Origin of the sequence: Pyruvatibacter sp. (assembly GCF_040219635.1) — a bacterium.
In the GTDB taxonomy this organism is placed as follows: domain Bacteria; phylum Pseudomonadota; class Alphaproteobacteria; order CGMCC-115125; family CGMCC-115125; genus Pyruvatibacter.
Window position 1 is genome coordinate 19,855 of record NZ_JAVJSC010000004.1, and the last position, 20,392, is coordinate 40,246.

General features: G+C 60.0%; 16 protein-coding genes. 6 read left to right on the forward strand and 10 right to left on the reverse strand.

From position 1 onward, the window contains the following. The first annotated feature begins 59 nt into the window (after positions 1-59). The 4 genes from RIB87_RS08855 to RIB87_RS08870 all read left to right on the forward strand — a co-directional run bounded on the left by RIB87_RS08855 (position 60) and on the right by RIB87_RS08870 (position 6,507). Positions 60-1,310, forward strand: a complete 1,251-nt coding sequence (locus RIB87_RS08855) for a hypothetical protein (RefSeq protein WP_350145682.1) — start codon at positions 60-62, stop codon at positions 1,308-1,310. A 190-nt stretch (positions 1,311-1,500) separates the two neighbouring features. After that, entirely contained in the window at positions 1,501-2,097 is a 597-nt protein-coding gene (locus RIB87_RS08860) for a PadR family transcriptional regulator (protein ID WP_350145684.1), read from the forward strand. A gap of 103 nt (positions 2,098-2,200) precedes the next feature. Continuing rightward, the gene (locus RIB87_RS08865; RefSeq protein WP_350145686.1) at positions 2,201-3,310 is read left to right on the forward strand and encodes an efflux RND transporter periplasmic adaptor subunit; all 1,110 of its coding nucleotides are present in this window, start codon (positions 2,201-2,203) and stop codon (positions 3,308-3,310) included. Next, complete coding sequence (locus tag RIB87_RS08870) at positions 3,307-6,507, forward strand: efflux RND transporter permease subunit (protein ID WP_350145688.1); 3,201 nt, start codon at positions 3,307-3,309, stop codon at positions 6,505-6,507. The genes RIB87_RS08865 and RIB87_RS08870 overlap by 4 nt, the downstream gene beginning before the upstream one ends. Before the next feature lie 23 nt (positions 6,508-6,530). Here the strand turns inward: RIB87_RS08870 and RIB87_RS08875 are convergent, their stop codons facing one another. From RIB87_RS08875 to RIB87_RS08895, 5 genes are all read right to left on the reverse strand, one after another. After that, complete coding sequence (locus RIB87_RS08875; RefSeq protein ID WP_350145690.1) at positions 6,531-7,328, reverse strand: CDP-alcohol phosphatidyltransferase family protein; 798 nt, start codon at positions 7,326-7,328, stop codon at positions 6,531-6,533. A 41-nt stretch (positions 7,329-7,369) separates the two neighbouring features. Continuing rightward, positions 7,370-8,062: a phosphatidylserine decarboxylase gene (locus RIB87_RS08880; protein ID WP_350145692.1), complete on the reverse strand. Its 693-nt coding sequence runs from the start codon at positions 8,060-8,062 to the stop codon at positions 7,370-7,372. Positions 8,063-8,099: 37 nt separating this feature from the next. Further along, positions 8,100-8,501 (reverse strand): GFA family protein, encoded by a 402-nt coding sequence (locus tag RIB87_RS08885; protein ID WP_350145694.1) that lies wholly within the window; start codon positions 8,499-8,501, stop codon positions 8,100-8,102. 44 nt (positions 8,502-8,545) lie between these two features. Further along, positions 8,546-10,444: an ABCB family ABC transporter ATP-binding protein/permease gene (locus RIB87_RS08890; protein WP_350145696.1), complete on the reverse strand. Its 1,899-nt coding sequence runs from the start codon at positions 10,442-10,444 to the stop codon at positions 8,546-8,548. A 125-nt stretch (positions 10,445-10,569) separates the two neighbouring features. Beyond that, positions 10,570-11,550, reverse strand: a complete 981-nt coding sequence (locus tag RIB87_RS08895) for a LysM peptidoglycan-binding domain-containing protein (RefSeq protein ID WP_350145698.1) — start codon at positions 11,548-11,550, stop codon at positions 10,570-10,572. 143 nt (positions 11,551-11,693) lie between these two features. Here RIB87_RS08895 and RIB87_RS08900 point away from each other — a divergent pair, with 143 nt between their 5' ends. Continuing rightward, complete coding sequence (locus RIB87_RS08900) at positions 11,694-12,254, forward strand: LOG family protein (protein WP_350145700.1); 561 nt, start codon at positions 11,694-11,696, stop codon at positions 12,252-12,254. Here RIB87_RS08900 and rarD read toward each other — a convergent pair. Beyond that, the gene (gene rarD, locus RIB87_RS08905) at positions 12,251-13,126 is read right to left on the reverse strand and encodes an EamA family transporter RarD (protein ID WP_350145702.1); all 876 of its coding nucleotides are present in this window, start codon (positions 13,124-13,126) and stop codon (positions 12,251-12,253) included. The genes RIB87_RS08900 and rarD overlap by 4 nt on opposite strands. 509 nt (positions 13,127-13,635) lie before the next feature. On the opposite strand from rarD, the gene RIB87_RS08910 reads away from it, so the two are divergent. Next, entirely contained in the window at positions 13,636-14,034 is a 399-nt protein-coding gene (locus tag RIB87_RS08910) for a hypothetical protein (RefSeq protein ID WP_350145704.1), read from the forward strand. 14 nt (positions 14,035-14,048) lie between these two features. On the opposite strand, the gene cimA is transcribed toward RIB87_RS08910, so the two are convergent. The 4 genes from cimA to RIB87_RS08930 form a co-directional block, all read right to left on the reverse strand. After that, positions 14,049-15,662 (reverse strand): citramalate synthase, encoded by a 1,614-nt coding sequence (gene cimA / locus RIB87_RS08915; protein WP_350145706.1) that lies wholly within the window; start codon positions 15,660-15,662, stop codon positions 14,049-14,051. A 12-nt stretch (positions 15,663-15,674) separates the two neighbouring features. Continuing rightward, on the reverse strand, positions 15,675-17,051 hold the full coding sequence (gene cysS, locus RIB87_RS08920) for a cysteine--tRNA ligase (protein ID WP_350145708.1): 1,377 nt from the start codon (positions 17,049-17,051) through the stop codon (positions 15,675-15,677). Between the two features lie 309 nt (positions 17,052-17,360). Next, the gene (gene gltX, locus RIB87_RS08925) at positions 17,361-18,692 is read right to left on the reverse strand and encodes a glutamate--tRNA ligase (protein WP_350145710.1); all 1,332 of its coding nucleotides are present in this window, start codon (positions 18,690-18,692) and stop codon (positions 17,361-17,363) included. Beyond that, positions 18,682-20,343 carry an NAD+ synthase gene (locus RIB87_RS08930; protein WP_350145712.1) on the reverse strand — a complete coding sequence of 554 codons (1,662 nt, stop codon included), beginning with the start codon at positions 20,341-20,343 and terminating at the stop codon, positions 18,682-18,684. Before RIB87_RS08930 ends, gltX begins: the two co-directional genes overlap by 11 nt. Positions 20,344-20,392 lie beyond the last annotated feature (49 nt).

The window sequence follows — 20,392 nt, forward strand, 5'->3', positions numbered from 1 at the left end:
TTTAACCGGTTTGACCTACCCTGCCCCGCTGACACAGTGCCAGAACGGGCGGAGCGGGTGTGAGCGATATCATCACCAAGAGCAAGAAAGAACTCGACGCCATGGCGCCGAAGGAGTTTCAGCTTGCACTCGATGATATGTCGGCATCCGCCATCGAGCGGTTCAGCAAGATGCGAAAACTGCCGGACTCGCTGGCCAAAGTTCTGGATACACACATTGCAAAGGGTAAGTGGGCGGCAAAGGGTAAGTGGGCGGCAAAAGGTAAGGGGGGGGCGAAGAGCCATTCAGCAAAGCCAGGACGCGCTTCAAGATCAGCTCCCACACCCTCCAAAACGCGACTCACTCCGGATGACGGGTATATTCCGTTTCCGGAGCGGTTTCGGGCATGGTGGGACGGGACACCCATTGCCACGGTGAAAAAATCGCCGCCAACGGGCAGCAGGGCTGCAAAGACTGGAACCGGCCACCAGGACAAGAACAAACGGGACGAGAATATGCCCGGCGCTGCCGGCATTTTGCATAGCGGCACGATCGACCCTGATCCGGACTGGACCGCCCGTGTCAGGACGCGTGTGTGGGGGGAGGGGTTTGGCTTGCCCGGCGGGCCAGATGTCATTTGCGCGATGGCCAGGTTGTGCGACACGCAGATTGGCGACAAGGCGGCGATTTTTTCCGCAGGGGCCAGCGGCCCGGCGGTCGCGCTGGCGTCAGAAACGCTCGCATCTGTCACATGTTTTGAACCTGAAGGCAGCACATGGCTGCAGGCTGGCGTACCGCAACGCGACGCAATCACACTTAACATTTTTGACGAACATACGCCGGACTTCGGCAGCAAGGTTTTTCGACGCTTTTTTGCACGCGAAAACATGTGCTTTGCCCCATCGCGCCAGAAGGTGCTCAAGGCTGCAAGCCATGCCCTGCAAGGTGGCGGGCAGTTTGTGTTCAACGATTTTGTGCTTCTGGAACATGGGCACGAAATGGATGCCGTAAAGTCATGGCGTGCCACAGAGCCTATGCCGCCGCTCGTGTGGACTATCGATGACTACAAGCGCCACCTGAGTGATGCACGCCTTGAACTCAAGGGCACTGCCAACCTGACCAAATCTTATGTGGCGCAGGTCGAAGCCGACTGGCGCAGATTGATGGAAAGTCTTGCCACCGATCCTCTGCCGCCCGAAGGCGTGGATGCCCTGATGAGTGAAGGCACCATCTGGCAGGCCAGGATTGCCGCCCTCAAAACCGGCCAACTAAGCATTGTGCGGTTTCATACTGCGCTGCGGACAATCAGAAGCCTGAGTGGTCCGGCATAGCGTTTTCGCTGCCCAACCTACTTAAAAAAGCCGTCCAGAAACTGCCTGGCTATGCAATCCAGATGGGGGTGGTGTGCGTACCACCCCTTGCAGATCAGTATATATCAGACCTATATACCGCTTCTGCACGCCGTCATGCACAAAAACAAGCGTGACGCTGCGTAAAACATGGTTTGAGAGTGGGTCCGCAATGGATGTTCGCACGATGTGCCTTGGATTGCTCGCCTTTGGCGATGCGTCGGGCTACGAAATCAAGAAAGAGTTTGAGCAGGGTCCATCGCGCCATTTCATGGATGCGAGCTTTGGTTCGATCTATCCAGCGCTTACCCGAATGACCGATGACGGTCTGCTTGCCTGCCGCACAGAGCCGCAGGAAAAACGTCCGGACAAGAAGGTCTATTCGCTGACAGCAAACGGCTGGGCCGCGCTTGACCTGGCCATCAATCAGGCGATTGCGCCAGACAAGATAAAGTCAGACTTCTCGTTCGTGATGATGTTCGCAGACCGTTTGCCCCGCTCGCGGGTTGCGGCGCTGATTGACGCACAGATTGACCACTCCCGGCAGGGCCTGCGCGAGTTGGAAGCGACGCAAACACCTAATGACAGCGCAGGGGCGGCTTTCGTGTGTCGATACGGCATTGCCATGTGCAAGGCGCATATTGATTTTCTGGAACGCAACCGACACCTGATTGAAGCCTCCGCCGGAGAGGATGCAGCGGCGGCGTTACCCGCAGCCAGGCAGAATGATGCCGTTGCCGCAGCGCCACATAAGGAAACAGCCTCATGAGTGCGACAGATATGAGGCTTCCAGCCGCTGCATTTAGAGCCTACCTCAACACCTTATTTTCAAGCCGCGCCACGACGGGCAGATATTCCAGGACTAACACCATATGACCATCAAACGTAGCTATGTCTGGGCAGCCGTGATTGCCCTTGGTCTGGGGTTCTGGATTCTGTCGGGTCAGCTCAACTCCAATTCAGATGCCGAAGAGCGCGCTGAAATGGCGGCGCTTGAACAAGGGTCGGCTGAAACCGCCCTGAGCGAGGCTGCACAATCCGTGCGTGCACGCGTATTTGAGGCGCGGCCCGTGAAGCGCGACATTGTCGTGCGGGGCCGGACCGAGCCGGTGCGGGCGGTTGATGTGCGCGCGGAGACGTCCGGCACAGTGACCGATCTGCCCGTTGAGAAGGGTGAATACGTGTCACAGGGCGATCTGCTGTGCGGGCTTTCAGTCAATGCCCGCGGGGCCATGCTGGCGGAAGCGCAGGCCCTGCGTCAGCAGCGCTGGCTGCAATATGACGCGTCACGCAAACTCGCAGCCAAAGGGCACCGCTCCGAGACACAGGCTGCCGCTGACAAGGCGGGATATGACGCCGCCGTGGCGCAGGTGAAGCAGATGGAAGTCGAGTTGAGCCACACGCAGATTTCCGCGCCCTTCGATGGGATCGTCGATAATCGCTTTGTGGAAATTGGAGACTTCCTCTCAGTTGGCCAGTCGTGCGCCACAGTGGTGGATCTGGATCCCATTTTGATTGTTGGGCAGGTGTCGGAGCGTGATGTCTCAAAACTGTCCATGGGTAGTGTCGGCAAGGCACGGTTAATTACCGGCGAGACCATTGAGGGTGTTGTGCGGTTCATCGCCAAAACTGCAGACTCTGACACCCGCACGTTTCGGGTTGAGCTTGCTGTACCCAACAAGGATGCGGGCCTGCGCGCGGGCATTACCGCTGAAATCATCGTGGCGGCGGAAGCTGTGACGGCGCATCTCATGTCACCCGCGTTCCTCGTGCTGAACGATGACGGCAGCATCGGCGTACGAATGGTGAACGACGACAACACCGCGATGTTCGTTCCCGTTACCATCCTGGACGACGGCAATGACGGCGTGTGGGTTGGCGGGCTGCCGCAAAAGGCGACCGTCATCACGGTTGGTCAGGAGTTTGTGCGCGACGGCCAGAAGGTGGACGTGACGTTTGAAAATGAAAGTGCCGCCTCATGAACCCGCTTGTCGCAGCCTCCGTCAGCCGCACCCGCACCGTGCTCACAACCATGGTGCTGCTGATCCTTGCCGGCATCACGTCCTATGTGGCCATTCCCAAGGAAGCTGACCCGGATATCCCCATTCCGTTTTTCTTCGTGACCCTGCCCTACCCAGGCATTTCCCCCGAAGACGGTGAACGGCTGCTGGTCAAGCCGATGGAGACCGAGCTGCGCACCCTTGAGGGTCTCAAGGAAATAACGGCCTTTGCCACCCAGGGCATGGCCGGGATCATTCTTGAGTTCGATGTTGATTTCGACAAGGACGACGCTCTGCAGGATGTGCGGGAGCGCGTTGATCTGGCACGTGCTGAAATACCGGCCGAAGCTGAAGAGCCGGTTGTGACAGAGTTCAACACCAGCCTGTTTCCGGTGCTCGCGGTAGCAATTTCCGGCGAGGTGCCTGAACGCACCCTGCTCACTCATGCGCGCCGGCTGCAGGACGCCATCGAAAGTGTGCCAACGGTGCTTGAGGCAAAACTGGTGGGCGATCGCGAGGAGCTTCTTGAGGTCATTATCGACCCGGTGAAACTTGAATCCTACGACGTGTCGCAGCGTGAACTCATCAATGCTGTTTCGCTCAACAACCAGCTTGTGGCCGCCGGTGCGCTGGACACCGGCCAGGGCCGCTTCAACGTCAAAGTGCCCGGCCTGTTTGAAAGTCGCGAGGATGTGATGAGCCTTGCCGTCAAATCATCCGGTGAGGGTGTTGTGACGCTGGACGACATTGCCGAGATTAGGCGTACGTTCAAGGACGCTGACAACTTTGCGCGCTTCAACGGTGGCTCTGCCATTGTGATTGAAGTCACGAAGCGCCTCGGCACCAACATTATTCACACCAACAATGCCGTGCGGGCGGTCGTTGCTGCTGAGACGGCAGGCTGGCCGGACGACATCAACATTACGTTCACGCAGGACCAGTCCTCGTGGATTTTCCGTTCAATCAACTCGCTTGAAGCCTCGATCATTACCGCAATCAGTCTGGTGATGATTGTGGTGGTGGCAGCACTTGGTATGCGCTCGGCAATTTTGGTCGGCATTGCCATTCCCACCTCTTTCCTCATTGGCTTCTTCCTGCTGGCTCTGTCCGGGCTCACGCTCAACATGATGGTGATGTTCGGGCTGCTGCTGGCGGTCGGCATGTTGGTGGATGGGGCTATTGTGATTGTGGAATACGCCGACCGGAAAATGTCGGAAGGGGTGGACCGTGCCGAGGCTTACATGGCCGCGTCGTCGCGCATGTTCTGGCCGATCATTTCGTCCACCGCCACAACGCTGGCAGCGTTCCTGCCGATGTTGCTGTGGCCGGGTGTATCCGGCCAGTTCATGTCCTATCTGCCGATGACGCTGATATTTGTGCTCATTGCTTCACTGGTGACGGCGCTCATCTTCCTGCCGGTTCTTGGGTCGATTTTCGGCAAGGCGGAAGCGGTCAATCAGGCCACCTTGCGCATGTTGTCAGGCGCTGAATCCGGCGACGTGCGGGCGCTCGAAGGCATGACCGGCATCTATGTGCGGATGCTTGACAAGCTGATCCGGAGGCCTGTCACGGTCATGCTGGCAGCACTCGGGGTGCTTGTGAGCATCTTCTTCCTGTATGGGGCGTTCAACAACGGCGTTGAGTTCTTTGTTGAGACCGAGCCCGAACAGGCCGCCATTCTGGTGAGTGCACGCGGCAACCTGTCAGCCACCGAAATGCGCGATCTCGTTGTCGAGGTGGAGCGCATCGTATTGGCCGTTGAAGGGGTCGAGTCGGCGTTTTCACAAACAGGCCCGGGCCAGGGCGGCCCCGGACAGGGCGGCGATGCACCGGCGGACATGATCGGGCGCATTTCCATTGAACTGGCGCCGTATGAGCAGCGCCGTCCGGGCGCCATTATTCTTGAAGAAATCCGGCAGAAGACAAAAAACATTCCCGGTCTTCATGTTGAAGTGCGCAAACGCGAGGACGGACCCCCAACGGGCAAGGATGTGCAGATACAGCTTTCGTCCAATGATGCGGCCCTTCTGAGGGCAGAAACCCAGCGGGTGCGTGATCATCTGGAAAACAATGTGGATGACCTCATCGACATTGAAGACAGCTTGCCGCTGCCTGGCATTGAGTGGGTATTGAAAATCGACCGCGAACAGGCCGGACGCTTCGGGGCTGATGTGTCTGCGGTTGGCGCCATGGTGCAGATGGTCACAAACGGCATACTTGTAGGCACATACCGGCCCAATGATGCCGACGATGAAGTGGACATCCGTGCGCGCTTCCCCGTTGCGGACCGTTCCATAGACCAGCTCGACCAGTTGCGGCTGCGCACGCCCAACGGACTGGTGCCGTTGTCGAATTTCGTGACCCGTGAGCCTGCCAAGCAGGTGAACGAGATCACCCGGATCGACGGCATTCAGGTGATGGACGTGAAGGCCAACACTGTTGAAGGCGTGCTGGCCGACACGAAAGTCACCGAACTCAAGTCATGGATAGAAAATGACGCCAACATTGACCCGCGGGTCAATGTGCGGTTCCGCGGCGCCGACGAAAACCAGGCCGAGTCAGCGGCGTTTCTGGGCAATGCCATGATCGCGGCATTGTTCTTGATGTTCATCATCCTGCTGACGCAGTTCAACTCGTTCTACCATTCGGTGCTGACACTTTCGGCGGTCATCATGTCCACCATGGGCGTGTTGCTGGGCATGGTCATTACCGGCCAGACATTTTCGGTCATCATGACCGGCACCGGCATCGTGGCGCTGGCGGGTATTGTGGTGAACAACAACATTGTTCTGATTGATACCTTCCAGAGCCTGCTGGCACGTGGCATGGACCCGATTGAAGCCGTGTTGCGCACGGCAGGCCAGCGTCTGCGCCCGGTGCTGCTTACCACCATCACCACCATTTGCGGCCTCTTGCCTATGGCGACGCAAATCAATGTGGGGTTCTTTGACCGGTCAGTCACATATGGCGGACCTGTGGCTGTGTGGTGGGTTCAGCTTTCAACTGCGATCATTTCCGGCCTGAGCTTTGCCACACTGCTGACATTGGTGGTGACGCCGGTGATGCTGGCCGCACCCGTGGTGCTGCGCGAAAGTGCCGGTGGGTGGCGTGACTGGGTGATGATGCGGCTTGGCCGCGAACCGGCCCGCGAGCGGGGTCGTTACGGCGCGGCTGAGTAGAAGGCCCGATCAATCTTCGCCGGTCAGTCTCCGCCCAGATCGCGGTCCCGTGCCGCGCGCACATGCTGTGTGCGTCTCAACAGCACACGATGCCGCCAGAACGAAAGCGGCAGCGTCGCCACATACAGCAGTGCAATAGCAATCAGCACGGCCCACGGGTAACTGATGGCAAGTGCGGCCGTAAGGGCCACGCCCAGCAAAACCGGCAGGGCCCTGTCGCGGCGTGCGGACAACCGCAGACGCTTTCCTGAAAATGTCGGCAGGCTGCTGACCATCAGGAAAGCCACCACGGCTATATGTATCGCGACCAGCGACGGCCAGGTGTTAAACGTCGTGACGTTGGCGAAGTCCATATAGAGTGGCAGCATCACCAGCCCGGCCCCGGCGGGCGCGGGAACGCCGATGAAAAATGAAGATGCCCATGACGGCCGGTCGGGGTCGTCTGCCGTCACGTTGAAACGGGCAAGCCGCAGTGCGCAGGCAACCGCATAGCCAAGCACCGCGACCCAGCCAAGACCACCCAGAGCATCCAGGCTCCAGGTGTACAAAATGAGCACAGGCGCGACGCCGAAATTAAAAAAATCAGCCAGTGAATCCAGCTCCGCGCCAAACTTCGACTGCCCCTGCATCATCCGCGCAACACGCCCATCCAGTGCGTCAAGAAGCGCTGCCACCAAAATGGCATAGACGGCAAACTCAAAGCGGCCTTCCAGCCCGAAGCGGATGGCAGTGAGCCCGGCACACAGCCCCAGCACCGTCAAAATGTTGGGCAGAAGGTTGCGCAGGGGTGGTGGCCGCAGCCGTTCACCGGCCCGCTTCATGCGGCTTCGGCCATCCTTTTCGATTGGCGGCGGCATAGTCATCAGGAGCGCCGCCCTGGCCGGTGGTCATCATGGGCGCGGTGGTCTGCCAGCACGGTTTCTCCCCCGACGCTTGTCTGGCCAACGCTTACCAGCGGCTCAAGACCCGCAGGCAGATAGACATCCACACGACTGCCAAATCGGATAAGGCCCAGCCGGTCTCCGGGTTCAAGATGCGCACCCTGGGTGATGAACGGCAAAATACGCCGCGCCACTAGGCCCGCCACCAGCACCACGGCGTAGTCGTGGCTGCCACCTGTCCGCATTAAGATCGAGTAGCGCTCGTTTTCCTCAGATGCCTTTTCCAGCGATGCATTGAAGAACTTGCCTGGGCGATGCGAGGTACGCACAGCGGCCCCCTCGACGGGCGAGCGGACGATATGCACGTTGAACACATTCATAAAAATACTGATGCGCGTCAGTGGTGTTTCGCCAAGCCCCAGTTCAGGCGGTGGCGCGGCCTGAGTAATCATGTTCACCACACCGTCCGCCGGTGCAATGATGAGACCCGGGCGCTCAGGCGTCACCCGTTCTGGGTCGCGGAAGAACCACGCACACCAAACGGTTGCGATCACGCCAAGCCACCCCAGCGGCTGCCAAATGAAGAACAGCACAAGCGCCACCGCTGCAAAAATCACCACAAAACGGCGACCTTCGGGGTGCATCGGAGGAATGAACGACAACAACTCACGCATCGGGTCTCAATGGTCCTTTCAAAACAAGGAGCAGATATTACGCCCTGCCCTTCTCGAAGTGTTCAATATTAGTCGGCAATGCGAGCCAATCATGGCAGGACTGTTCCCACACAGACCGCGCCGGCGCTGCAAAGTGCGGATCACCAAATGCGCCGACGGCAATTCCGATCATGCCGGGGTTTTTGTCAGACGACCAATACAGGGTGGTACCGCAGACCGGGCAAAAATCCTCATGGAAAGTGTTTCCAATGTCAGTCGGTCGTGTGAAGTGGGTTGTCGGCCCTGAAATCTGCACGTTTTGCGCGGGATAATATGCGCCAATGCCAAACACTGATCCTGACCTGCGTTGGCAATCCAGGCAGTGGCAGACCACCACACCTACAGGCTCACCCGTTACAGTGGCGGTCACCCTTCCGCATTGGCATCTTGCTTCTTTCACATCGTTCTCCGCGCGTCGGCAAACATCAACCTATCACGGTGAGCCTATTTTGCGGGTACGAGTTCGGGTGGCAGCGGATCGGTTTCATCGGATTCCGCGACCACATGCAAAATCTCTTCGGCGCGCTGGGCTTCCTGCTGGCGCTGCCACATGGCGGCATAGGCACCGTTCCTGGCCAAAAGGTCCGCATGGGTGCCGCGCTCGCGGATGCGACCATGGTCCAGCACGATAATCTCGTCGGCGTCCACCACCGTTGAGAGCCGATGAGCAATAACCAGGCTGGTGCGGTCGCGGGAGACAATGGAGAGCGATGCCTGGATTTCTTTTTCGGTGTGGGTGTCCAGCGCTGACGTGGCTTCATCCAGCAGCAGGATCGGCGGGTTCTTCAGCAGGGTACGGGCAATCGCCACGCGCTGCTTTTCGCCGCCCGACAATTTGAGGCCGCGTTCGCCTACCTGGCTGTCATAGCCATCGGGAAGCCGCGACACAAAGTCGTGGATCTGCGCCATGCGCGCCGCTTCTTCCACCTCCTCGTCGGTCGCATCCGGCCGACCATAGCGGATATTGTAGCGAATGCTGTCGTTGAACAGCACAGTGTCCTGCGGAACGATGCCGATGGCAGCGCGCACGCTTGCCTGCGTTACGTCACGCACGTCCTGACCATCAATCAGGATGCGACCGCTGGTGACATCGTAAAACCTGAACAGCAGACGCGAGATGGTGGATTTGCCCGCGCCGGACGGGCCAACGATGGCTACCATCCGCCCGGCTGGCACGGTAAAATCAACACCCTTGAGGATCTGGCGCGCGGGATCATAGGAAAAATCGACGTTTTCAAACCGGATTTCTCCGCCGCGCTGGGCCAGCGGTCGGGCCTCCTGCGTGTCCTTTACCTCGGCACCAACGCCCAGCAGCGCAAACATGGTCTCCATGTCCACCAGTGCCTGCTTGATTTCGCGATAGACGAAGCCCAGCAGGTTCAGCGGCTGGTAGAGCTGGATCAGCATGGTATTGACCAGCACAAAGTCGCCAATGGTCATGGTGCCCGCCGCCACGCCATAGGCCGCCATGCTCATCAGCGCCGACAGGCCTACGGCGAAGATGGCGGCCTGCCCGGCGTTGAGCCAGGACAACGATTTGGTTGAGCGCACAGCAGCGTCTTCATAGCGCGCCATTGACTTGTCGAACCGGTCTGCCTCGTGGGTTTCGTTGCCGAAATACTTGACTGTCTCAAAATTGAGCAGGCTGTCCACGGCCTTGGTGTGGGCGCGCTCGTCTGAGTGGTTCATGGAACGAATGAAGCCGATGCGCCACTCGGTGACCTTGAACGTGAACCAGATATAACCGCCCACGGTCACCAGCGTGACGACCGCAAACCAGATGTTGAAGGTCCACCACAGGATGCCCGCGACCAGCAGCAATTCCAGAATGGTGGGGCCAATGTTGAACAGCGTGAAGCGCAGCAGAAACTCGATCGCCTTGACGCCGCGCTCGATTACCCGGCTGAGGCCGCCGGTCCGCCTGCTGAGGTGAAACCGCAGCGACAGGGCGTGCAGGTGGCGAAATGTGCGCAAGGCGACCGCGCGCACGGCATTCTGGCCGACGCGGGCAAACAGCCCGTCGCGCAGTTGGGCCAGACCAATCATCAGGATACGGGCGACACCATAGGCGACAATCAGCGTGATGACCGTCCCTATGACAATTTCAGCGGCGTTATTCTTATCGAGCGCGTCTACCGCAAGTTTGTAGAGAAAGGGCATCGAGACCGTCACGCCCTTGGCCAACACCAGCGCCACCATGGCGATAACCACGCGCAGGCGAAGATCAGGCCGACCCTTGGGCCACAGGAACGGCAGCAGATCGCGCACGGCTTCTCTGGCACCGGCGCGCGGCACATCAAGCGTTGATTGCTGGCCGTTGGATACGCCAAAGCGTGGCGACATTTGGGGAGACTCCCGGAGGCAACAGGGGTGCGGGTCAATGCCCTTATGCACCAAAAACCGCACCACGTCTGCGGTTTCCCCTCAGATACATAGCCGCATGTGGCCGGGAAACAAGGTGGGAAGGACTAACGCAGGTTGCCGGGTGCTTCAAACACCTGACCGGGATAGATCAGGTTGGGGTCGCGAATCTGGTCGCGGTTGGCCTGATAAATCACCGTGTACTGGTAGCCGGAGCCATACAGCCGCTGGGCGATTTTCCACAGATTGTTGCCGGGCTGGATTACCACCTTGCCGTCGCGCAGCACCATGGCGACGTCTTCTGCTGTGGCGCGTTCAAACGGGGCCTCAAGACGGGCCAGCACAAGGCCCTGAGCATCAAGCTGGTCCACCCGAAGCTCGTGCACGCCGGGGGCGATGGGAATCATGGCGGTCACCGTCCAGCGGCCTTTTTCATCGGCCATGGCGTCGCCTGCGGGCACGTTGTCCACATAAATGCGCACATCGGCGTTTTGTGGCGCGCGGCCTGAGAAAATGACCGTGCCGCCTTCGCCATAGTCCACCGTATCAAGGGTCAGCGCGCCGCCGTCAGCCACCACGCCGGTGCCCTGCAGCACGCGGCTGGCCGTATCAGGACCACCCTGAAGCACAACAAGGGCCTCGGCCTTGGGGTCTTCGGGCACGGAAATAGAGACGACCTGCTTTGAGTTGAGTAGCGTGCCGTCGGGCAACTCGGCCTCAAGGCGCAACTGGCGGTCGCCGACGCCAAGCGGCTCATCCAGCACAATCACCCATTCGCCGCGGCTGTCGGCAACAGCTTCGGCGATGGTCTCGCCATTATCAATCAGGCGGATGATGGCACCAGGTTCTGCGCGACCTGCGGCGACGGTCTGGCCGTCGCGCTCGACACGGACGATGTCGAAGCTGGGCACCTGCGGCTCTGCAACCGCAGGGTCCGGGGCTGCCTGGACGTTGTCTTCGCCAGAAACGGCAGCATCGTCGGCGACCACCGGCTCATCGGTATCGCCGGAAAACAGGAAAAACCACACCAGCAGTAATACAGCTACAGCGGCGACCACGCCGCCGATGATGGCAATGCCTCGCGACATTTGGCTTTTCTCCCTGAACGCACCTGATCTTGCGTAGCCTAAAAATAAGGCATCTGCGCGACGTCGTCTGCTTTTACGTGCAAACTGCGTTAATTGTGAACCACCAGCGGCTCATTTGTTGCAGCGCACACGAACAGCGAAACATGAACGGTAATATCCGCGTTATAACGGTTTTTTCTGGCAGTGCAGCAGGAAACAGTGCTGCCTACACCCATGCCGCCCGATCGCTTGGCGAATGGCTGGCCAGATCACAGATCAAACTTGTTTACGGCGGTGGCGGCATCGGCCTGATGGGGGTGCTGGCTCGTGCAGCGGCAGATGCCGATGGCGAGGTTGAGGCCATCATCCCCGGCTTTCTTGAAACGCCTGATGTGATGCGCGACGCGCCTGCGTGCCCACACATACAAACCGAGACCCTGCACGACCGGATGCAGATGATGGCGGAGCGGGCGGATGCGTTTGTGGTTCTGCCCGGTGGTATCGGCACTATCGCTGAGTTCGTAGACATTCTGACGTGGAAGCAGCTTGGCCGCCACGCCAAACCGATTATTATTCTGGATACGGACGGATACTGGACGCCGCTTGGTGACCTGCTCACGCATATTGTGGCGGCGGGCTTTTCCCATGGAGCACTTGAGAAGATGTACTGCATTGTTCGCGCTGTGGATGAGATACCTGCCGCGCTCGAAGCGCAGATGGACTAGCGCGCGCGCAATGCATCCCACGCAAATACAGCCAGACCAAGCCAGATGCCGACGAAGGTCAGCGCATTGGCGAGGCCGAATGGTTCGTCAAACACAAAGACGGCGAGCAGAAACATGATGCTAGGTGCCAGAAACTGAAGAATGCCGACAGCCGCCAGAGTTATGCGGCGTGCGCCTGCGGCAAACAGCAACAGCGGTATGGCCGTGAAAGGCCCGGTCAGCAGCAGCAGGCCAATGGTGAGAAGGTCCGTGTGGGCGAAGCCGAGTGTCACGCCACCACTCCAAACCAGATAACCGACCATCAGCGGCGACAGCACGGCCATTTCAACAAACAACCCGTCGAGGCTTTCAACACCGACGGTTTTGCGCAGATAGCCATATGCGGCAAAGGTGCTGGCCAGAAAAAGCGCTATCCACGGCACGTCGCCAATAAGAATGATCTCGTTGAGCACGCCGAACGCGGCCAGTGCAATGGCGATGCGTTGTGCTGTGTTGAGGCGCTCGCCCAGCAGCACCACGCCCAGCGCCACGCTCATCAGCGGATTGATGAAGTAGCCAAGGCTGGCACCGAGCACCAGATCATTGGTCACGGCAAAAATGAAGCCACCCCAGTTGCTGGCGATCAACAGTCCGGTTACGGACAAAATGAGCAGGCTGCGGGGCGTGCGCACAGCAACCAGCACATGTGGCCACCGCCCCATGAGGGTGACGAGCAGTGCCACAAACACCAGCGCCCACAGCCCGCGATGGGTGAGGATCGCCAACACCGGCACATGGTCCAGTTCGCGGTAAAACAGCGGCAGGAACCCCCACAGCACATAGGCGCTCGCGGCGAGAACAACCCCACGGGATGTTGCGGTTGGCGCGGTCAAAGTGTGGCTCCTGTTCTTGCCCGACAGTGTGCTGACCATCTCACATGATGACCGATGTATGGCACCTGCACACCGGACAGGCGAGGCGCATACTTGCAATGCACCCCGCCACCCTTCTTGCTTTCCGACCACTTGATCGGGAAATCCTGATCGGCCTGCTGGTTTGTCGCGTACAGCCCCTGGGCCCCGCGATCAAGTCGCGGGGAGGCAGTTATGGCGCAGGAAGGGTATGGAACTATGGAGCCGCGATGCGGACGGCATTTCGGGCGTGGTCGAACAGGTCATACAGGCTACACACCACCCCCTTGCCGTCCCGCGACTTGATCGCGGGATCCAGGGCGATCTTAGGGGTGTTCACTCAGGAAGGTGAGCATCAGCCTCCTGGACGCTTGACGGCAGTTACCGCGTCCTTTGTCATGAGGCAGCTTTGGTGGCTATCCGCAATGGCGAATGGCCGCCGCTCGAAAATGCAGGATGTGTCAAAGACCGCGACCCCTGGGAGGAACACCATGACGGCTAAAAACCTTGAGCAGTACCCTTTGCATCTGGGCCTTGGGGCGACGGCGTTGGTGCAACCGGAAATGACCGGCGATATGGATTGGTATGACGCCTATACAAGGCGGCATGGAAACGACGGTGCCGAAGGGCGGCTGGTGAGCATGTACACCTTCACGCAGCCCTGGGACATGTGGGAGATGCATCCGAGTGGGGCGGAGGTCGTGCTGTGTACCCACGGTGCGATGACGCTGCATCAGGAGGCACCAGACGGCAGTCGCACTACGGTTGCGCTGGCGGCAGGTGACTACATCATCAACGCGCCGGGTGTGTGGCACACAGCCGACGTGGACGGCAGCGCGACGGCGGTTTTCATCACCGCTGGTGAAGGCACGCAGCATCGCCCGCGCTAGAAAGCCGGGCGTGCTTATGTCTGACCGGCAGGCGCACCATCGCGCAGCAGCTTGTAGGTGATGGAATCCATCAGTGCCTGAAACGATGCATCCACTATATTGGGCGACACGCCGACGGTGGACCAGCGCGCACCCGCCTTGTCCACACTTTCAATCATCACGCGGGTGACGGCTTCGGTGCCGCTCGTCAGAATACGAACCTTGAAGTCGGCCAGCCGCAAATCTTCAAGCCAGCTTGAGTATTTGCCAAGGTCTTTGCGCAGCGCGTGATCCAGCGCGTTAACGGGGCCGTTGCCCTCCCCCGCGCTCATGATGCTGACGCCATCGACGCTGACTTTGACGGTGGCTTCCGACACCGTCACGAGTTCGCCAATGGCGTTGTGGCGGCGCTCCACCAACACCCTGAACCCCTGCACGTCAAAATAATGCGGCACGTTGCCAAGCGCGCGGCGGGCCAGAAGCTCAAACGAGGCTTCGGCACCATCGTAGGCATAGCCCAGAAACTCGCGTTCCTTTACTTCGTCCACCAGCCGCTTGATGCGCGGGTCTTCTGCATCCACCTCAATGCCCGCGCTTTCAAGCTGTGCCAGCACATTGGAGCGGCCGGCCTGATCCGACACCAGAATGCGGCGCTTGTTGCCGACAGCTTCCGGCGGCACATGCTCGTAGGTGGCCGGGTCTTTTTGCACGGCAGACACATGCAGCCCGCCTTTGTGCGCAAAGGCCGACGCGCCTACGTAAGGCTGATGCCGGTTGGGTGTGCGGTTGAGGATTTCATCCAGCAGGCGGCTTACATGGGTGAGCTGGCCAAGCTGCTCAACGGTTACGCCGGTTTCAAATCTGTCGGCGTAGGCCGGTTTGAGCAGCAGCGTTGGTAGCAGCGACACCATATTGGCATTGCCACAGCGCTCACCCAGCCCGTTGAGCGTGCCCTGTATCTGGCGCACGCCACCGCGAATAGCCGCAAGCGTGTTGGCCACGGCATTTTCAGTGTCGTTGTGAGCGTGGATGCCAAGATTGTCGCCAGGAATGACAGCAGCAACCGCGCGGGTGATTTCCTCCACCTCGTGGGGCAGCGAGCCGCCGTTTGTGTCACACAGCACGACCCAGCGCGCGCCTGCCGACAGCGCTTCCTTCGCGCAGGCAAGGGCGTAGTCCGGGTTGGCCTTGTAGCCGTCAAAAAAATGTTCGCAGTCGATCATCGGTTCGCGGTTGTGCCGGGCAATCGCCTGCACACTGTCGCGGATCGCTTCGAGATTTTCGTCCAGCGTACACCCAAGCGCCAGCGTCACCTGGTGGTCCCAGGTTTTGGCGACGAGGCACACAGCATCGGACTCAGCATCAAACAGCGCTGCAAGACCGGGATCATTGTCAGCCGAGCGGCCCACGCGCTTGGTCATGCCGAACGCCGTCATGCGGGCTGATGTGAGGCCGCGTTTTTCGCTGAAGAACGCCGTGTCGGTCGGGTTGGCACCGGGCCAGCCGCCTTCCACATAGTCCACGCCCAGCCTGTCCAGTGTTTGTGCGATGCGAACTTTGTCCTCGACGCCGAAATCAACGCCCTGCGTTTGCGCGCCATCACGCAACGTCGTATCGAAAAGGTAGAGGCGCTCTTTTTTGGTGCTCATTTTTCCTGTCCCCTACGTCGCAACCGACCAGGTGGTGCCCTGCGGGCTGTCTTTTATCTCGATACCCATTGATGCCAGTTCATCGCGGATGCGGTCTGCTTCGGCAAAGTTTTTATCCTTGCGCGCCGCATTGCGCGCCGTGATGAGCCCTTCAACCTGAGTGTCATCAATGCTGGATGATGCAGGGCGCCACGCTGCCCACTCATCCGCAGACTGACCAAACAAGCCCACAAGCTGACCGGAGGCCTTGAGCGCGCGGGCAGCCTGTGCGTCACCCTTCTGGCTGTCGCCGCACAGCTTATGCAGTGAGGCCAGCGCCTGCGGTGTATTGAGATCTTCGAGCAGGCACGCTGCGACGCTTTGCGGCACGTCATCAGCCGTTACTTCGCCCACATCGGCAGTAGAGGCATACCAGCGATCCAGAATGGCTTTGGCCTCACGCACGCCGTCTGCCGTCCAGTTCAGCGGCTGGCGATAATGCGTCATGAACAGATGCAGGCGCAGGGCTTCGCCCGGCCAGTCTTTCAGCAGGTCGTTTATCACCAGGAAATTGCCCAGCGACTTTGACATTTTTTCGCCGTCCACCTGCAAAAAGCCGCCATGCATCCAGTAATTGGCCAGCGTCGCGCCATTGTGGGCGCAGGTGGATTGCGCCACTTCGTTTTCGTGGTGAGGAAAAGCCAGGTCTATGCCGCCGCCGTGAATATCAAATGTCTCACCCAGCAACGCCTCGCCCATGACGGAGCACTCAATGTGCCAGCCGGGTCGGCCATTGCCCCACGGGCTCTCCCAGCCGGGCATATCGTCGGTGCTGGGTTTCCACAGCACAAAGTCTGTGGGGTTGCGCTTGTAAGGGGCCACTTCCACGCGGGCACCGGCAATCATGTCATCCAGCGTGCGGCCTGAAAGGCTGCCGTAGTTTGCATCAGACGACACGTCAAACAGCACATGGCCCTCAGCCTCATAGGCGTGTCCCTTGCTGATGAGCGTTGAAATCATCCCGATCATGCCGGGAATGTAGTCTGTGGCGCGCGGCTCATGGGTAGGCGTGAGGCTGCCAAGGCCGTGCATATCGGCCTGATAGACGGCAGCCGTCTTGTCCGTCAGTTCACGGATGTTCACGCCTTCGCGCACGGCGCGGGCCATGATCTTGTCTTCAATGTCGGTGATGTTGCGCACATAGGTCACATGGTCTGCGCCATAGACATAGCGCAGCACCCGAAACACCAGGTCAAACGTCACGCCGGTGCGACCGTTGCCGATATGGGCAAAGTCATAGACCGTGGGCCCGCACGCATACAGCCGCACATTGGCTGCATCAATGGGCTCAAACGCACGCTTTTTGCGGGCGGCTGTGTCGTAGAGTGTCAGTGTCGCGCCGGAACGCATGGCGAAGTCCTTCAAGGCCTGCTGGCCCCGTGGCTTACGTCTTGTCTGATAGTCAGGAAATTGACGAACGGCCGCGAGCCAGCGTTGTGCACTAGCTAATAATGATGGTGCAAATGCACCTGATGGTGGCGGCGTTGGTCATGGCCCGGACTTTGGGGCCAGCCGATGAAAAAATCAACCCGCGAGCTGGCTTTGAGGTTTACCAACTGCACCCACGCCGTCACCCCGGACCTGAGCCGGGGTCCACTCGCAGCCCCATACACCGCAGCGCACGCGAGTAGGCTCCGGGTCTGGCCCGGAGATGCGGGATCAGGCGGTGCGGCCTTCCAGCCGGGCCAACACCTTGTCGCGGCCAATCAGCGGCAGCAGGGCTTTGAGTTCCGGGCCGTGGTCGAGGCCCGTCAATGCCAGACGCAGGGGCATGAACAGGGCCTTGCCTTTGGCGCCTGTCTCAGCCTTCACGGCATCAGTCCAGATTTTCCATGTGGTCTCATCAAGAGGGCCGTCAGGAAGCAACCGGGCCGCCGTAGCCGCGAAAGCCGCGTCTTCGATTACAGGCGTAATCTCGCCGGACACAACCTGTGCCCAAAGACCTGCATCCGACAGCTTTTCAAGGTTGCCGCGAATGGCCAGCCACAGGGTTTCGCTCACGTCTGCGGACAAACGTCCGTGTACATGTTCAAACGCAGCGCCATGCAGCCAATCTGCGTTGAGGCGTGCAAGTTCGGCTATATCGTAATGTGCGGGGGCGCGCCCGAACTTTGAAAACTCAAAGCCCCCCACCAGTTCATCAAGGCTTGCGGGCGCAATGTCATCGGACGTGCCCAGATGGGCCAGATAGCTGGTCAGCGCTTCGGGCTCCAGTCCGGCGGCGCGCACCTCTGCAACGCTCGCTCCGCCTTCCCGCTTCGAAAGCTTGGCACCGCCGGGTGCCACCAGCAGCGGAAAATGCGCGAAGGCGGGCGGCGATGCGCCCATCGCCTGCAACAACTCAATCTGCGCGGCGGTGTTGGTGACATGGTCTTCGCCGCGCAGCACATGGGTTATGCCCATGTCGGCATCATCGGCGGCGGACGGCAGCATGTAAGTGAACGTGCCGTCCTCACGGATCAGCACGGGGTCGGATACCGAGCCGGTCTCGATGGATTGCGGCCCGCGCGCCAGATCGTTCCAGCTTACGGTTGTGCCTGACAGTTTGAACCGCCAGTGCGGCGTGCGACCTTCAGCGTCAAGGGCTGCGCGCTCAGCGTCGGTCAGGTCCAGCGCTGCACGGTCATAGACCGGCGGTTTGCCGCGCGCCATCTGGCGCTTGCGGCGGCGCTCCAGTTCGGCGGGGGTTTCGTAGCACGGGTACAGCAGACCCTTGTGTTTGAGCGTCTCGGCGGCAGCGGTGTAAATGGCGATACGGTCTGACTGACGAAACGTGCCATCAAATGTAAGCCCCGCCCAGGCCAGATCATCAGCGATCGCATCCGCATAGGCGCGGGTGGAGCGCGCCGTGTCGGTGTCGTCGAACCGCAAAATGATCTCGCCGCCCATCTTGCGGGCATACAGCCAGTTGAGCAGCGCCGGGCGCATGTTGCCCACATGCAGGGTGCCGGTGGGGCTGGGGGCAAACCGCGTCTTGACGCTAGCGGGCATCGCGGAACCCGTTGGTGATGGGGTAACGCCGGTCGCGGCCAAAGTTCTTGAGGCCGATCTTGACGCCCGGCGCGGACTGGCGACGCTTGTATTCGGCGATGTAGAGCAGATGCTCGATGCGCTTTACGACGGCAGGGTCATGGCCGCGCGCGACCAGTTCGTCGGCGCTGCGCTCATGTTCAATGAGGCCCTCCAGAATATCGTCAAGTACCGGATAGGGCGGCAGCGAATCTTCGTCCTTCTGGTCCTCGCGCAATTCGGCGGACGGCGGTTTGGAAATGATCCGCTGCGGGATGACGCGGCCCTCAGGGCCACGCGCGCCTGCGGGAAAATGCTGGTTGCGCCACTCGCACAGCGCAAATACCTGCATCTTGTACAAGTCCTTGATGGGGTTGAAGCCGCCGTTCATGTCGCCATACAGGGTCGCGTAGCCGACCGACATTTCAGACTTGTTGCCGGTGGTGACCACCATGTCGCCGAACTTGTTTGACAGCGCCATGAGCAACAGACCACGGGCGCGGCTTTGGATGTTTTCTTCGGTGATGTCGGGCTTTTGACCCTCAAACAGCGGGGCAAGCGCTGTTTCAATCGCTTCCACACTGTCACCAATGGAAACAGTATCAAGGCGGGTGCCAATGAGTTTTGCGCACTCTTGCGCATCATCAAGGCTTTCCTGGCTGGTGTACTTTGACGGCAGCATCACGCAGCGCACTTTGTCCGGACCCAGAGCATCGGCCGCCATGGCCGCGCAGATGGCGCTGTCAATGCCGCCGGACAGGCCCAGCACCACGCCGGGGAAACGGTTTTTGGTTACGTAATCGCGCAGGCCCAGCACGCAGGCCATGTAGATGGCTTCCAGCCCGTCGGGGTCCGGCGAGCGATCGCCGACGGCGCATGTCCAACCGCCGTCGTTGCGGGTCCAGTGGGTGGTCACCTGTGCGTCGGCAAAGGCTGGCATGTTGAGCGGCACCGTCACGTCGGCGTTGACCACGAAGGATGCACCGTCGAACACAAGTTCGTCCTGACCGCCCACCTGATTGACGTAGATCAGAGGCAGGCCCGTTTCACCGACGCGCGCACGCACATGGCTCATGCGCGCACCGTGCTTGGTCGCTTCGAAGGGAGAGCCGTTGGGGACGATCAGCAGTTCAGCGCCCTGCGCTGCAAGGCCTGCCACCACGTGTTCGTGCCAGATGTCCTCACATACCGGCACGCCCAGCGACACGCCCCTGAACATGATCGGTTTGGGGTCGGGACCGGAGGCGAACACGCGCATTTCGTCGAACACGCCATAATTCGGCAACATCTGCTTGTGGCGGATTTCCGCGACCTTGCCGCCGTCCAGCAGCGCCACCGAGTTGTAGAGCAAGCCGCCTTCACTCAATGGCACGCCGATAAGCACAGCGGGGCCGCCGTCGCTGGTGTCGGCGGCAAATGCGTCCAGTACCTCGCGCGCGGCCTTCTGGAAGGCAGGTTTAAGCACCAGGTCTTCGGGCGGGTAGCCGGACACATAGAGTTCCGTGAACACGATCAGGTCTGCGCCATCGCGTGCTGCGGCTGCGCGGGCGTCACGGGCGCGGGCAATATTGCCTTCCACATGGCCGACAATCGGGTTGAGCTGCGCGAGGCTGATTTTGAGACGATCCGTCATGGCAAGAGACCTAGCGCTGTGCCGTTGATTTGCCAAGCATTACCCCGCT

Excerpts from the sequence above, each read along its gene's own strand:
- RIB87_RS08860 (WP_350145684.1), top strand. The coding sequence starts at position 1,501 with ATGGATGTTCGCACGATGTGCCTTGGATTGCTCGCCTTTGGCGATGCG.
- RIB87_RS08865 (WP_350145686.1), top strand. The coding sequence starts at position 2,201 with ATGACCATCAAACGTAGCTATGTCTGGGCAGCCGTGATTGCCCTTGGT.
- RIB87_RS08870 (WP_350145688.1), top strand. The coding sequence starts at position 3,307 with ATGAACCCGCTTGTCGCAGCCTCCGTCAGCCGCACCCGCACCGTGCTC.
- RIB87_RS08875 (WP_350145690.1), bottom strand. The coding sequence starts at position 7,328 with ATGAAGCGGGCCGGTGAACGGCTGCGGCCACCACCCCTGCGCAACCTT.
- RIB87_RS08880 (WP_350145692.1), bottom strand. The coding sequence starts at position 8,062 with ATGCGTGAGTTGTTGTCGTTCATTCCTCCGATGCACCCCGAAGGTCGC.
- RIB87_RS08890 (WP_350145696.1), bottom strand. The coding sequence starts at position 10,444 with ATGTCGCCACGCTTTGGCGTATCCAACGGCCAGCAATCAACGCTTGAT.
- RIB87_RS08895 (WP_350145698.1), bottom strand. The coding sequence starts at position 11,550 with ATGTCGCGAGGCATTGCCATCATCGGCGGCGTGGTCGCCGCTGTAGCT.
- RIB87_RS08900 (WP_350145700.1), top strand. The coding sequence starts at position 11,694 with ATGAACGGTAATATCCGCGTTATAACGGTTTTTTCTGGCAGTGCAGCA.
- RIB87_RS08910 (WP_350145704.1), top strand. The coding sequence starts at position 13,636 with ATGACGGCTAAAAACCTTGAGCAGTACCCTTTGCATCTGGGCCTTGGG.
- cimA (WP_350145706.1), bottom strand. The coding sequence starts at position 15,662 with ATGAGCACCAAAAAAGAGCGCCTCTACCTTTTCGATACGACGTTGCGT.
- cysS (WP_350145708.1), bottom strand. The coding sequence starts at position 17,051 with ATGCGTTCCGGCGCGACACTGACACTCTACGACACAGCCGCCCGCAAA.
- gltX (WP_350145710.1), bottom strand. The coding sequence starts at position 18,692 with ATGCCCGCTAGCGTCAAGACGCGGTTTGCCCCCAGCCCCACCGGCACC.
- RIB87_RS08930 (WP_350145712.1), bottom strand. The coding sequence starts at position 20,343 with ATGACGGATCGTCTCAAAATCAGCCTCGCGCAGCTCAACCCGATTGTC.